Origin of the sequence: Pseudomonas kielensis, assembly GCF_030505375.1 — a bacterium.
In the GTDB taxonomy this organism is placed as follows: Bacteria; Pseudomonadota; Gammaproteobacteria; order Pseudomonadales; family Pseudomonadaceae; genus Aquipseudomonas; species Aquipseudomonas kielensis.
This window is the reverse complement of sequence record NZ_CP130043.1, coordinates 2,942,097-2,954,969: the sequence shown is the minus strand read 5'-3', so window position 1 is coordinate 2,954,969 and position 12,873 is coordinate 2,942,097. Positions and strand designations below refer to the sequence as shown.

The window sequence follows — 12,873 nt, the reverse complement described above, 5'->3', positions numbered from 1 at the left end:
CTTGCCCGATGAAATTACGTGGTCTGTACGCCATTACCGACAGTCAGTTACTGGCCGGCAAGTTCCTGCCCTATGTGCAAGCAGCACTGGAGGGTGGCGTGACCTTGCTGCAGTACCGCGATAAAAGCAGCGACGAGGCGCGCCGCTTGCGCGAAGCCCAAGCCCTGCGCGACCTGTGCGAGCGCTACAAGACCCAGTTGATCATCAACGACGACGCCGAACTGGCCGCGCGCCTGGGCGTCGGCGTTCACCTGGGGCAAACCGATGGCCCACTGACCCCGGCCCGAGCACTGCTGGGCCGCCAGTCGATCATTGGCTCGACCTGTCACGCGCAGATCGAGCTGGCTGAACAAGCGGCCAAGGAAGGCGCCAACTATGTCGCCTTCGGCCGCTTCTTCAACTCCAACACCAAACCCGGCGCACCGACCTGCAGCCTCGAGCTGCTCGACCAGGCCCGCGCCCGGTTGCACCTGCCGATCTGTGCGATCGGTGGTATTACCCTGGACAACGCCGCCCCGCTGGTGGCCCATGGGGTCGACTTGCTGGCCGTGGTCCATGGCCTGTTCGGCGCCGACAGCACGAGCGAAGTGACCCGCCGCGCGCGCGCCTTCAACGCATTGTTCACTTCCTGAATTTTTGAGAGCCCTACCATGTCTCGTTCCGAAACCCTGTTTGCCAATGCCCAGAAACACATTCCCGGCGGCGTGAACTCCCCCGTACGTGCATTCAAGAGCGTGGGCGGCACTCCGCTGTTCTTCAAGCACGCCGAAGGCGCCTACGTGACGGACGAAGACGACAAGCGTTATGTCGACTACGTGGGCTCCTGGGGCCCGATGATTCTCGGCCACAGCCACCCCGACGTGCTGGACGCGGTGCGCAAGCAGCTGGAGCACGGCCTGTCCTACGGCGCCCCGACGGCGATGGAAACCGAAATGGCCGACCTGGTCTGCTCGATCGTGCCGTCCATGGAAATGGTGCGCATGGTCAGCTCCGGCACTGAAGCGACCATGAGCGCGATTCGCCTGGCCCGTGGTTTCACCGGCCGTGACAGCATCATCAAGTTCGAAGGCTGCTACCACGGCCACTCCGACAGCCTGCTGGTCAAGGCCGGCTCGGGCCTGCTGACCCAAGGTGTGCCGAGCTCCGCCGGGGTGCCCGCCGACTTTGCCAAGCACACCCTGACACTGCCGTTCAACGACATCGATGCCGTGGCCAAGATGCTCGGCGAAGTCGGTCAGGAAGTGGCGTGCATCATCGTCGAGCCGGTTGCGGGCAACATGAACTGCGTACCGCCGGCGCCCGGCTTCCTCGAAGGCCTGCGCAGCCTGTGCGACCAGCACGGCGTGGTGCTGATTTTCGACGAAGTGATGACCGGTTTTCGCGTGGCATTGGGCGGCGCCCAGGCGTACTACGGCGTGACTCCAGACCTCAGCACTTTCGGCAAGATCATCGGCGGCGGCATGCCGGTGGGTTGCTTCGGCGGCAAGCGCGAAATCATGTCGCACATTGCCCCGCTGGGCCCGGTCTACCAGGCTGGCACCCTGTCGGGTAACCCGCTGGCTATGGCGGCCGGCCTGACCACCCTGCGCCTGATCAGCCGCCCAGGCTTCCACGCCGAACTCAGTGACTACACCAGCCGCCTGCTCGATGGCCTGCAACAGCGTGCCGATGCGGCGGGCATTCCGTTCGTCACGACCCAGGCAGGTGGCATGTTCGGCCTGTACTTCAGTGGCGCCGACGACATCGTGACCTTTGACGACGTCATGGCCAGCGATGCCAACCTGTTCAAGCGTTTCTTCCACCTGATGCTCGAAGGCGGCGTGTACCTGGCGCCAAGCGCCTTCGAAGCCGGCTTCACCTCGATCGCCCACGGCGACGCCGAGTTGCAGCTGACCCTGGACGCAGCCGAGCGTGCATTTGCCGCGCTGAAGTAAGCCAAAACCGCTGACGTCGGCCTGGGTCGACGTCAGCTTTATCCTACATTGCTGTCTTTTTGCTGCTACGACTATCCAAGTTCCCGCTAAAAGCGGTAGATATAGTTCCCGCGCGGCAGAAAAACGAGTAAAGACTTTGTAAGGATGGTCCTGCTTATTTCATAATGCGCGCTTATTGGATCCCTCGATGGGTCCGCGCGCCCTTCAGAGGTAAGTCGATTCCCATGAACCGCACCGGCCGCACCCTTGCATTGGGCTGCCTGTTGCTCCTTCAGCCGCTGCTCGCGCACGCACAAGCAGGCGGCAACTCGTTGTTGATCCCGGCAATGGGTCGTTGCACCCTCAATACCCAGCCTGAAGACCTGAAGGAGGCCCTTGAAGCCTGCCAGAAAGCGTCGGACGCCGGGGATGCGGAAGCGCAATACGAGTTGGGCGAGTTCTACTACGACGGTAAAAATGCACCGCGCGACCTCAATCAAGCCCTGAGCTACTTCGAAAAGGCCTCCCTGCAAGGCCACGCCCAGGCGCAATTCAAGCTCGGCACCATGTTCTTCCACGGCGAAGGCGTGCCCGCCAACAACGTCCAGGCGTACATCGTGCTGAAAATGGCTGCGGTCAACGGCGCCGAAGATGCGCTGGACACTGCCGACGAAGTCGCCGAGCACATGCAACGCGATGAACTGGAAGTCGCCACCCAGGTGCTGGGGCAGATTTTCCGCAAGTACCTGATGGAACTGCAAAACGCCGATGGGCGTACGCCGTTTTCGCCACTGCCGTAAGCCTTCACAGACCTGCCTGGCCCCATCGCGAGCAGGCTCGCGATGAAGACGACGCGGTATTAAGGCTTACTTCTCAGGCATTGGCATCGGAAACGGCATGACATTGCCGACCGCGCCACGGGCTTCGCTGATTTTTGGCGTGCCCAGGCGCTCGACCTCGTCGATGCGCACAATCGAATGCATCGGCACAAAACTGCGCACCACGCCTTCGAACTGCGCCTTGAGCTTCTCTTCGCTCGGATCGACGACCACTTGCGTGCGCTCGCCAAAGACGAACTCTTCCACTTCCAGGAAGCCCCACAGATCACTTTGATAGATCTGCTTGGCGTACATTTCGAACACCTGGCCCTGGTTGAGGAAAATCACCTTGTAGATTGGAGCTTCACGTTTGGTCATGGTGGGCGGGTAACACATCGAGGGATAAAAATGAGGGCGCGAACTATAGCATAGCCGCTGGACGCACGACGGTAGGAACCTGAGGACTTGTTCCCTATAATGCGCGGTTCTTTGAATCACGTGATGAACCCGTCCATGGCCAAGAAGCTTTACATCGAAACCCACGGTTGCCAGATGAACGAGTACGACAGCTCGCGCATGGTTGATCTGCTGGGTGAACACCAGGCCCTGGAAGTGACCGCCCGCGCCGAAGACGCAGACGTGATTCTGCTCAACACCTGCTCGATCCGCGAACGTGCCCAGGACCGGGTGTACTCCCAGTTGGGCCGCTGGCGTGAGCTGAAGCTGGCCAACCCGGAGATGGTGATCGCCGTCGGCGGCTGCGTGGCCAGCCAGGAAGGCGCCGCCATCCGCGACCGCGCCCCCTATGTCGACGTGGTTTTCGGCCCGCAGACCCTGCACCGCCTACCGGAAATGATCGACGCCGCGCGGATCACCAAACTGCCGCAGGTCGACGTCTCGTTCCCGGAAATCGAAAAATTCGATCACCTGCCCGAACCGCGCATCGACGGCCCGAGCGCCTATGTCTCGGTGATGGAAGGCTGCAGCAAGTACTGCACCTTCTGCGTGGTGCCCTACACCCGTGGCGAAGAAGTCAGCCGGCCGTTCGATGACGTGATCGCCGAGATCATTCACCTGGCCGAGAATGGCGTGCGTGAAGTGACCCTGCTGGGGCAGAACGTCAACGGTTACCGCGGCACCACCCACGACGGGCGCCTGGCTGACCTGGCCGAGCTGATCCGGGTGGTGGCGGCGGTCGACGGCATCGACCGTATCCGCTACACCACGTCCCACCCGCTGGAGTTTTCCGATAGCCTGATCCAGGCCCACGCCGACGTGCCGGAGCTGGTCAAGCACCTGCACTTGCCGGTGCAATCGGGTTCGGACCGAATCCTCTCGGCCATGAAGCGCAACCACACCGCACTTGAGTACAAGTCCAAGCTGCGCAAATTGCGCGCCGCCGTGCCGGGCATCTGCATCAGCTCGGACTTCATCGTCGGCTTCCCGGGTGAAACCGAGAAAGACTTCGAACAGACCATGAAGCTGATCGAAGACGTTGGCTTCGACTTCTCCTACTCGTTCGTCTACAGCCAGCGCCCGGGCACCCCGGCCGCCGACCTCGCCGACGACACGCCGGAAGAACTGAAAAAACAGCGCCTGAACGCCCTGCAGCATCGCCTCAATCAGCAAGGCTTCGAAATCAGCCGACAAATGGTCGGCTCGATCCAGCGGATCCTGGTCACCGACTACTCGAAAAAAGACCCTGGCGAACTGCAGGGGCGCACCGAGAACAACCGCATCGTCAACTTCCGCTGCGACACACCGACCCTCATCGGCCAGTTCGCCGACGTGCACATCGACGCCGCACAGCCACACTCGCTGCGGGGTTCGCTGATCCAATAACACCGCCGATCACTGTAGGAGCCGAGCTTGCTCGCGATTGCGATCTGACATTCAGCAAATGTGTCGTCTGTCACGCCGCCATCGCGAGCAAGCTCGCTCCCACAGGGACTGCGTACGACGTTGGTTATTTAAGAGCTTTCGCACCCAGGCCACTGGCGTTATCCTTGATTTCATCTTAATTGCCCAAGGGCGGCTGAAAACAACCTTGAACGCACCCATAGAACCGCATCGTTTTATCCTCGAGCCCTTTGAGGCTCACCGCTTCGCCAATCTGTGCGGGCAATTCGACGAGCATTTGCGCTTGATCGAACAGCGCCTGGCGATCGTGATCCGCAACCGCGGCAATCAGTTCGAACTGATCGGCGAGCTCAAGCACACCACCTGGGCGGAAAACCTGCTGCGCCGTCTCTACCGCGAAACCAAGGGTAGCGAGCTGTCGCCGGACATGGTTCACCTGTTCCTGCAGGAATCGGCCGTCGAAGAGCTGGACAACCACGCCCCCGCCGAACCCGCCGTAGCCTTGCGCACCAAAAAAGGCATGATTCGCCCTCGCGGCTTGAATCAGCAGCGCTACGTGAAGGAAATCCTCGCTAACGACATCAACTTCGGGATCGGCCCGGCCGGTACCGGCAAGACCTACCTGGCTGTCGCCTGCGCGGTAGATGCCCTGGAGCGCGAGCAGATTCGCCGCATCCTGCTGGTGCGCCCGGCGGTCGAAGCGGGCGAGAAACTCGGCTTCCTGCCGGGCGACCTGTCGCAGAAGATCGACCCTTACCTGCGCCCCCTGTACGACGCCCTGTATGAAATGCTCGGTTTCGAATACGTGGCCAAGCTGATCGAACGCCAGGTAATCGAGGTTGCGCCGCTGGCCTACATGCGCGGACGTACGCTGAACAACAGCTTCATCATCCTCGACGAAAGCCAGAACACCACCGTGGAACAGATGAAAATGTTCCTGACCCGGATCGGCTTTGGCTCCACGGCGGTCATCACCGGCGACATCACCCAGGTCGATCTGCCCAAGGGCACCAAGTCCGGACTCAACCACGTGATTGAAGTGCTCGAGGACGTACCGGGTATCAGCTTTACTCACTTCAAGCCCAAAGACGTGGTGCGCCACCCGCTGGTGCAGCGCATAGTCGAAGCCTACGAGCGCTTCGAAAATCGCGCTGTACCCGACGCCCCGAAGGACAACCGCCGCGATGCTTGAGCTTGACCTGCAGCTTGCCAGCCAGGGCAATGCCCCCAGCGAAGCCCAATTCCGTCAATGGTGCGAGCTGGCCCTGCGCCAGCGCACGGCCGACTCGGAAATGACCATTCGCCTGGTCGACGAAGCCGAAGGCCGTGAGCTCAATCACACCTGGCGTCAGAAAGATTACGCAACCAACGTCCTGTCGTTCCCGGCCGACGTGCCCGACGAGTTTCTCGACATCCCACTGCTGGGCGATCTGGTGATCTGCGTGGCCGTGGTCGAGCGTGAAGCCGCCGAGCAAGGCAAGGCGCTGGACGCCCACTGGGCCCACCTGGTGATTCACGGCTGCTTGCATCTGCTTGGTTACGACCATATAGATGACGAGGAAGCCGAGGAAATGGAAGCACTGGAACGAACGTTGCTTGCTGAACTGGGTCATCCGGACCCTTATGCAGACGACGAAAACGAACTATCCCCTACTGTTACAACAAAGGATTCAGAGTAATCGCTATGAGCGAAGATCGATCGAGCAACGGGCAGAAGTCATGGCTGGGTAAGCTCACCCAGGCTTTTGCCCACGAGCCGAAGAACCGTCAGGAGCTCCTGGAGCTGCTGCGCGATGCCCATCAGAACAAGTTGCTGGACAGCGAAGCGCTGGCCATCGTCGAAGGCGCCATCCAGGTGGCTGACCTGCAAGTACGCGACATCATGGTGCCGCGCTCGCAGATGGTCAGCATCAAGGCGACCCAGACTCCCCGTGAGTTCCTGCCAGCCGTGGTCGACTCGGCTCACTCGCGCTATCCGGTAATCGGCGAAAGCCACGATGACGTGATGGGCGTGTTGCTGGCCAAGGACTTGCTGCCGTTGATCCTCAAGGAAAATGGCGACAGCTTCAACATCAAGGACCTGCTGCGCCCGGCCACCTTCGTACCGGAGTCCAAGCGCCTGAACGTGTTGCTGCGCGAGTTTCGCGCCAACCATAACCACATGGCCATCGTCATCGACGAGTACGGCGGAGTGGCAGGCCTGGTGACCATCGAAGACGTGCTGGAACAGATCGTCGGCGACATCGAAGACGAGCACGATGTCGAAGAAGACAGCTACATCAAGCCTCTGCCCAGCGGCGACTTCCTGATCAAAGCCCTGACGCCGATCGAGAACTTCAACGAGTTCTTCGACAGCGAATTCTCCGACGACGAATTCGACACCGTGGGCGGCCTGGTGATGAGCGCGTTCGGGCATCTGCCAAAACGTAACGAAATCACGGAAATCGGCGCCTATCGCTTCCGCATCCTCAATGCCGATAGCCGTCGTATCCACTTGCTGCGCCTGACACCTATCGCCCGGTAACCCCTAAGGATCGAAATGCGCTGGATAACCCGCCCCGGCTGGCCCGGTAACCTGCTGGCCGTGGCGGCCGGTGCAATCACCACCCTGGCGCTGGCGCCGTTCGATATCTGGCCGCTGGCGCTGCTGGCGGCCGGGTTGTTCTACGCCGGCCTGCGCCAACTTAGCCCGCGCCAGGCACTGGGACGCGGCTGGTGCTTCGGTTTCGGCCTGTTCGGCGCCGGTACCAGCTGGATCTACTACAGCATTCACCACTTCGGCGGCGCGTCGATGCTGCTTGCCGGGTTCCTGATGCTGCTGTTCACCGCAGCGATCGCCTGGTTCTTCGCCCTGCCCGCCTGGGTCTGGGCGCGCTGGCTGCGCCGTAACGAAGCGCCGCTGGCCGATGCCCTGGCCTTTGCCGCCTTGTGGGTTGCCCAGGAAGCCTTCCGTGGCTGGTTCCTGACCGGCTTCCCCTGGCTCTATTCCGGCTACAGCCAGCTCGACGGCCCGCTCTCGGGCCTGGCGCCAGTGGGTGGGATGTGGCTGGTGTCGTTCGCCATCGCCCTGACCGCGGCACTGCTGTGCAACGCGCCTCGCCTGCTGCGCAACCGCCGCCCAGCCTTCATCGCCGCCGGCGTGGTGCTGCTGGTCGGCCCATGGGCAGCAGGTATCGCGCTCAAGGGCCACGCCTGGACCAGCCCGTCCGGCGAGCCGCTGAGCGTGGCGGCCATTCAGGGCAACGTCGAACAAAGCATGAAGTGGGACCCGGCGCAGCTCAACTCGCAGCTGGCGCTGTACCGCGACATGAGCCTGAGCTCCAAGCGCGTCGACCTGCTGATCTGGCCGGAAACCGCGGTGCCGGTACTCAAGGAGTCCGCCGAGGGCTACCTGAACATGATGGGTACCTTCGCTGCCGAGCGGGATTCGGCGCTGATTACCGGCGTACCGATCCGCCAGGTGGTGCACCAGGAAAAACGCTTCTACAACGGCATTACCGTGGTCGGCGAAGGCGACGGCACCTACCTCAAGCAAAAGCTGGTGCCGTTTGGTGAATATGTGCCCTTGCAGGACGTGCTGCGCGGCCTGATCGCCTTCTTCGACCTGCCGATGTCGGACTTCGCCCGTGGCCCGTCCGACCAGCCGATGCTTCAGGCCAAGGGCTATCAGATCGCCCCGTTCATCTGCTACGAAGTGGTCTACCCGGAGTTTGCCGCGAGCCTGTCAGCGCGCAGTGACCTGCTGCTGACGATCAGCAACGACACCTGGTTCGGCACCTCCATCGGCCCGCTGCAACACCTGCAGATGGCGCAGATGCGCGCACTGGAAGCCGGGCGCTGGATGATTCGGGCAACCAACAATGGCGTCACCGGGCTGATCGACCCATTCGGCAAGATCACCGTGCAGATCCCGCAGTTCGAACGCGGCATCCTCTACGGCGAAGTGGTGCCGATGCACAACCTGACACCGTACCTGCAATGGCGCTCGTGGCCGCTGATCGTTCTCTGCCTGCTGCTGTTTGGCTGGGCACTGCTGGCCAGCCGGATGGCCAAGACCGTCTAGAACACCCCACCCCCTGCAGGCGCAGGCTGGTCAGCGCCTGCAGGGGTGCATCGGGCTATCGGTAGAACAGCGTATACCCCGCCTGCCCCACCGCCTCATTCAACAACTGCCCGGAGCGCCAGATCGACTTGAAGGTCGGCAGCCAGCCGCCCAATGGCTCGGCGTTGGCGGTAGCGGTGCCCAAAAAGCCTACCGGGGCCGGTACCACGCTCAATCCCGCGGCCTCAAAACTCCAGACACTGCGCGGCATGTGCCACGCCTGGGTCACCAGCACCACGCGTTTCAAACCCAATGGCTGCAGCAGTTCGGCGGTGAACTGGGCGTTCTCCCAGGTCGTGCGGCTGCGCCCTTCCTGCCAGCGCACCGTGACCCCAAAATCCTCCTGCAGCGAATCCGCCATCAGCTTGGCTTCAGTCGGTGGCGTACCGTAATGCAGGCCGCCACTGGTCAGCACTGGCAAGCCCGAGGCCTTGGCCAGGCGAGCCGCATAGCGCTCACGCTCCAGTGCCACGCCCGTCGGCTGGTCAGAACCCCAGGCTGGATCGCCCCGCTCACGGCCCGCCCCCAGCACCACGATCACGTCCGCGCGCTCGGCCAGGCTCGCCCACTCACCGCGCGCCAGCGCCGGTTCCCGCTCAAGGGCCGTGGCGCCCCATTGCACCACCACCGGCAGGCTCATCAGCCAGAAACCACCGGCACCCAGGACAAAACAAAAGGTTGCCAGGCGCGGCCGGGAACGGCGAAACCACCAGGCAAGAACCAGCAACAGCAAAAGAAGGCCGGGGGGCATGAGCAGTTGTTTGACGAAGTAACGAAAGGGCATCGAGCATCTCCGAAAGATGCCCGAAGCCTAAGTGGGTTGAAGTAAAGCGACAACCAAGGTGACGGACCTTTTCATCAAAAAACCATCACCGGCGACTTCCTGTGCCCGCTCGGGGCGATAAACATGTACCTGATCACTTACTTGACCTGCAGGGACCGGACCTTTACCGCGTCGCTGCCAGGTGCCTTGTCTTTCAACCAGATGACTTTGGCCGAACGAGGGGCATCGTTGTGCATCACTGCTGCTGACAAGATTCCATGCGCCTCGCGTTCACTACGGTCCAGATAAGCCTTGATCAGATCGAACTCTGCGGGGCTCAACCCGCGAAGTTCCAGTTCCAGCGGACGCTCATCACGCAACCGCCCGGCGGTCTTTACTGCGTCCAGGGCCACCCCCAGACGATCTATCAGTTTTTCGTACAACTCGGGTTGCGTAACTTTTGTTTGCGACTCAACCATCCCTCACCTCATTGAAGATAAGACCTACTCCCCAACTAGAGCTTAGCTTCGTCGCACAAACCGGCGGTGCGCCGCGACCAACGGCCCCGACTGTGGGTAACGCTGCGCAATCAGGGTTTCCCTAGGCCGAGTACGGTCATGTATGCTACGGCGCTTCCTGTAACTCCACTTCCAGCTCGGCTGGGCATCGAAAACGCCTCATTTGGCGCAATCCGGGTCCAGCGTTGCATTGAAGAGGATTAGGCCACCCCTATTCAGTTCAAAAGTAGCCATGCACGAACAATATCAGCCCCGTGAAATAGAAGCCGCCGCCCAATCATTCTGGGACGAGCAAAAGTCCTTTGAAGTCAGTGAACAGCCAGGCAAGGAGACTTTCTATTGCCTATCGATGTTCCCTTACCCCAGCGGCAAGCTACACATGGGGCACGTGCGCAACTACACCATCGGCGACGTGATCTCCCGCTACCAGCGCATGCTCGGCAAAAACGTCCTGCAACCCATGGGTTGGGACGCCTTCGGCATGCCGGCGGAAAACGCCGCGATGAAGAACAACGTGGCGCCCGCCAAGTGGACCTACGAAAACATCGCCTACATGAAGACCCAGCTGCGCAGCCTGGGCCTGGCGGTGGACTGGTCCCGCGAAGTGACCACCTGCAAGCCCGATTACTACCGCTGGGAACAATGGCTGTTCACTCGCCTGTTCGAAAAAGGCGTGATCTACCGCAAGAACGGCACCGTGAACTGGGACCCGATCGACCAGACCGTCCTGGCCAACGAACAGGTGATCGACGGTCGCGGCTGGCGTTCCGGCGCGCTGATCGAAAAGCGCGAAATCCCGATGTACTACTTCAAGATCACCGCCTACGCGGATGAGCTGCTGGAGAGCCTCGACGAACTGACTGGCTGGCCGGAACAGGTCAAGACCATGCAGCGCAACTGGATCGGCAAATCCCGCGGCATGGAAGTGCAGTTCCCGTACAACGTCGATTCGATCGGCGAAGAAGGCACCCTTAAAGTCTTCACCACCCGTCCGGACACTTTGATGGGAGCGACTTACGTCGCCGTGGCCGCCGAGCACCACCTGGCTTCGCTGGCTGCAAAAAACAATCCTGAGCTGCAAGCGTTCATCGCTGAATGCAAGGGCGGCAGCGTCGCTGAAGCCGACGTCGCCACTCAAGAGAAAAAAGGCCTGCCGACCGGCCTGTTCGTCGAGCACCCACTGACCGGTGAAAAACTGCCGGTGTGGGTCGCCAACTATGTGCTGATGCACTACGGCGATGGCGCTGTAATGGCCGTGCCGGCCCACGACGAACGCGATTTCGAATTCGCCCACAAGTACAACCTGCCAGTGAAATCGGTGGTGCGTACCAGCTCCGGTGACACCAACCCGGCCCCATGGCAAGACGCCTACGGCGAGCACGGCACGCTGATCAACTCCGGCGAATTTGACGGTCTCGACTTCGTCGGCGCCTTCGACGCCATGGAAGTGGCCCTGATCAAGAAAGAGCTGGGCGCCTCGCGCACCCAGTTCCGCCTGCGCGACTGGGGCATCAGCCGCCAGCGCTACTGGGGCTGCCCGATCCCGATCATCCACTGTGAAACCTGCGGTGACGTGCCCGTGCCGGAAGATCAACTGCCGGTCGTACTGCCCGAAGACGTGGTGCCGGACGGCGCCGGTTCGCCATTGGCGCGCATGCCTGAGTTCTACGAGTGCAGTTGCCCGAAATGCGGCGCACCGGCCAAGCGCGAAACCGACACCATGGACACCTTCGTCGAGTCGTCGTGGTACTACGCCCGCTACGCCTCGCCGCACTTTGAAGGTGGCCTGGTAGAAAAATCCGCGGCCGACCACTGGTTGCCTGTCGACCAGTACATCGGCGGTATCGAACACGCCATTCTGCACCTGCTGTATGCGCGCTTCTTCCACAAGCTGATGCGCGACGAAGGCCTGGTGAGCTCCAACGAGCCGTTCAAGAACCTGCTGACCCAGGGCATGGTGATTGCCGAGACCTACTACCGTCGCGAAGCCAACGGCGCCTACACCTGGTTCAACCCGGCGGACGTCGAGCTGGAGCGCGACAGCAAGGCCAAAGTGATCAGCGCCAAGCTGATCGCCGACGGCCTGCCGGTGGAAATCGGCGGCACCGAGAAGATGGCCAAGTCGAAGAACAACGGCGTTGACCCACAGTCGATGATTGACCAGTTCGGCGCAGACACCTGCCGCCTGTTCATGATGTTCGCCTCGCCACCTGACATGAGCGCGGAATGGTCCGACTCCGGCGTCGAAGGCTCGCACCGCTTCCTCAAGCGCGTCTGGCGCCTGGCGCAAGCGCACATCACCCAGGGCCTGCCGGGCAAGGTGGACGTCGCCGGTCTGAACGACGAACAGAAAGCCATTCGCCGCTCGATCCACCTGGCCATCAAGCAGGCCAGCCACGACGTCGGCCAGAACCACAAATTCAACACCGCCATCGCCCAGGTGATGACGCTGATGAACGTGCTGGAAAAAGCCCCGCAAGGCACCGCACAAGATCGCGCCCTGGTTCAAGAAGGCCTGGAAACCGTGACCTTGCTGCTGGCTCCGATCACCCCGCACATCAGCCACGAGCTGTGGCATCAACTGGGCCACGCTGACGCAGTGATCGACGCCAGCTGGCCAGTGCAGGATGACAGTGCCCTGGTCCAGGACAGCCTAACCCTGGTTATCCAGGTCAACGGCAAACTGCGCGGCCAGATCGAAATGCCCGCCAGCGCCACCCGCGAAGAGGTCGAAGCGGCGGCGCGCGCCAACGAAAACGTACTGCGTTTCGTCGACGGCCTGACCATTCGTAAAGTGATCGTGGTACCCGGGAAACTGGTCAACATCGTCGCCAGCTAATTGGAGCAGGTGCCAGGCCCGGCCTGGCACCGAACAAAACCTTTCGGGCGCCATAGCGGC

At 61.7% G+C, this 12,873-nt stretch carries 12 protein-coding genes; 9 read left to right on the top strand and 3 right to left on the bottom strand.

What is annotated here, in order from left to right; translation table 11 throughout:
* Positions 1-8: 8 nt before the first annotated feature.
* From thiE to Q1W70_RS13750, 3 genes are all read left to right on the top strand, one after another.
* On the top strand, positions 9-632 hold the full coding sequence (thiE, locus tag Q1W70_RS13760) for a thiamine phosphate synthase (RefSeq protein ID WP_182342444.1): 624 nt from the start codon (positions 9-11) through the stop codon (positions 630-632).
* Between the two features lie 18 nt (positions 633-650).
* Positions 651-1,934: a glutamate-1-semialdehyde 2,1-aminomutase gene (gene hemL / locus Q1W70_RS13755; protein WP_166590426.1), complete on the top strand. Its 1,284-nt coding sequence runs from the start codon at positions 651-653 to the stop codon at positions 1,932-1,934.
* Positions 1,935-2,158: 224 nt separating this feature from the next.
* The gene (locus tag Q1W70_RS13750; protein WP_166590427.1) at positions 2,159-2,713 is read left to right on the top strand and encodes a tetratricopeptide repeat protein; all 555 of its coding nucleotides are present in this window, start codon (positions 2,159-2,161) and stop codon (positions 2,711-2,713) included.
* Between the two features lie 66 nt (positions 2,714-2,779).
* On the opposite strand, the gene Q1W70_RS13745 is transcribed toward Q1W70_RS13750, so the two are convergent.
* The gene (locus tag Q1W70_RS13745) at positions 2,780-3,109 is read right to left on the bottom strand and encodes a DUF1820 family protein (RefSeq protein ID WP_003185742.1); all 330 of its coding nucleotides are present in this window, start codon (positions 3,107-3,109) and stop codon (positions 2,780-2,782) included.
* A gap of 135 nt (positions 3,110-3,244) precedes the next feature.
* Here Q1W70_RS13745 and miaB point away from each other — a divergent pair, with 135 nt between their 5' ends.
* The 5 genes from miaB to lnt all read left to right on the top strand — a co-directional run bounded on the left by miaB (position 3,245) and on the right by lnt (position 8,654).
* Complete coding sequence (miaB, locus tag Q1W70_RS13740; protein WP_166590428.1) at positions 3,245-4,573, top strand: tRNA (N6-isopentenyl adenosine(37)-C2)-methylthiotransferase MiaB; 1,329 nt, start codon at positions 3,245-3,247, stop codon at positions 4,571-4,573.
* 205 nt (positions 4,574-4,778) lie between these two features.
* Entirely contained in the window at positions 4,779-5,783 is a 1,005-nt protein-coding gene (locus tag Q1W70_RS13735; RefSeq protein WP_166590429.1) for a PhoH family protein, read from the top strand.
* On the top strand, positions 5,776-6,270 hold the full coding sequence (gene ybeY, locus Q1W70_RS13730) for an rRNA maturation RNase YbeY (RefSeq protein WP_166590430.1): 495 nt from the start codon (positions 5,776-5,778) through the stop codon (positions 6,268-6,270). Before Q1W70_RS13735 ends, ybeY begins: the two co-directional genes overlap by 8 nt.
* A gap of 5 nt (positions 6,271-6,275) precedes the next feature.
* Entirely contained in the window at positions 6,276-7,115 is an 840-nt protein-coding gene (locus tag Q1W70_RS13725) for a CorC family transporter (protein ID WP_016773041.1), read from the top strand.
* 15 nt (positions 7,116-7,130) lie between these two features.
* Positions 7,131-8,654 (top strand): apolipoprotein N-acyltransferase, encoded by a 1,524-nt coding sequence (lnt, locus tag Q1W70_RS13720; protein WP_166590431.1) that lies wholly within the window; start codon positions 7,131-7,133, stop codon positions 8,652-8,654.
* A gap of 55 nt (positions 8,655-8,709) precedes the next feature.
* Here the strand turns inward: lnt and Q1W70_RS13715 are convergent, their stop codons facing one another.
* Positions 8,710-9,477, bottom strand: a complete 768-nt coding sequence (locus Q1W70_RS13715) for a YdcF family protein (protein ID WP_166590432.1) — start codon at positions 9,475-9,477, stop codon at positions 8,710-8,712.
* A 137-nt stretch (positions 9,478-9,614) separates the two neighbouring features.
* Positions 9,615-9,935: a hypothetical protein gene (locus tag Q1W70_RS13710; protein WP_166590433.1), complete on the bottom strand. Its 321-nt coding sequence runs from the start codon at positions 9,933-9,935 to the stop codon at positions 9,615-9,617.
* Positions 9,936-10,206: 271 nt separating this feature from the next.
* Between Q1W70_RS13710 and leuS the strand changes: the two genes are divergently transcribed.
* Positions 10,207-12,813, top strand: coding sequence for a leucine--tRNA ligase (leuS, locus tag Q1W70_RS13705; protein ID WP_166590434.1), 2,607 nt, complete (start codon positions 10,207-10,209; stop codon positions 12,811-12,813).
* The last annotated feature ends 60 nt before the right edge of the window (positions 12,814-12,873 follow it).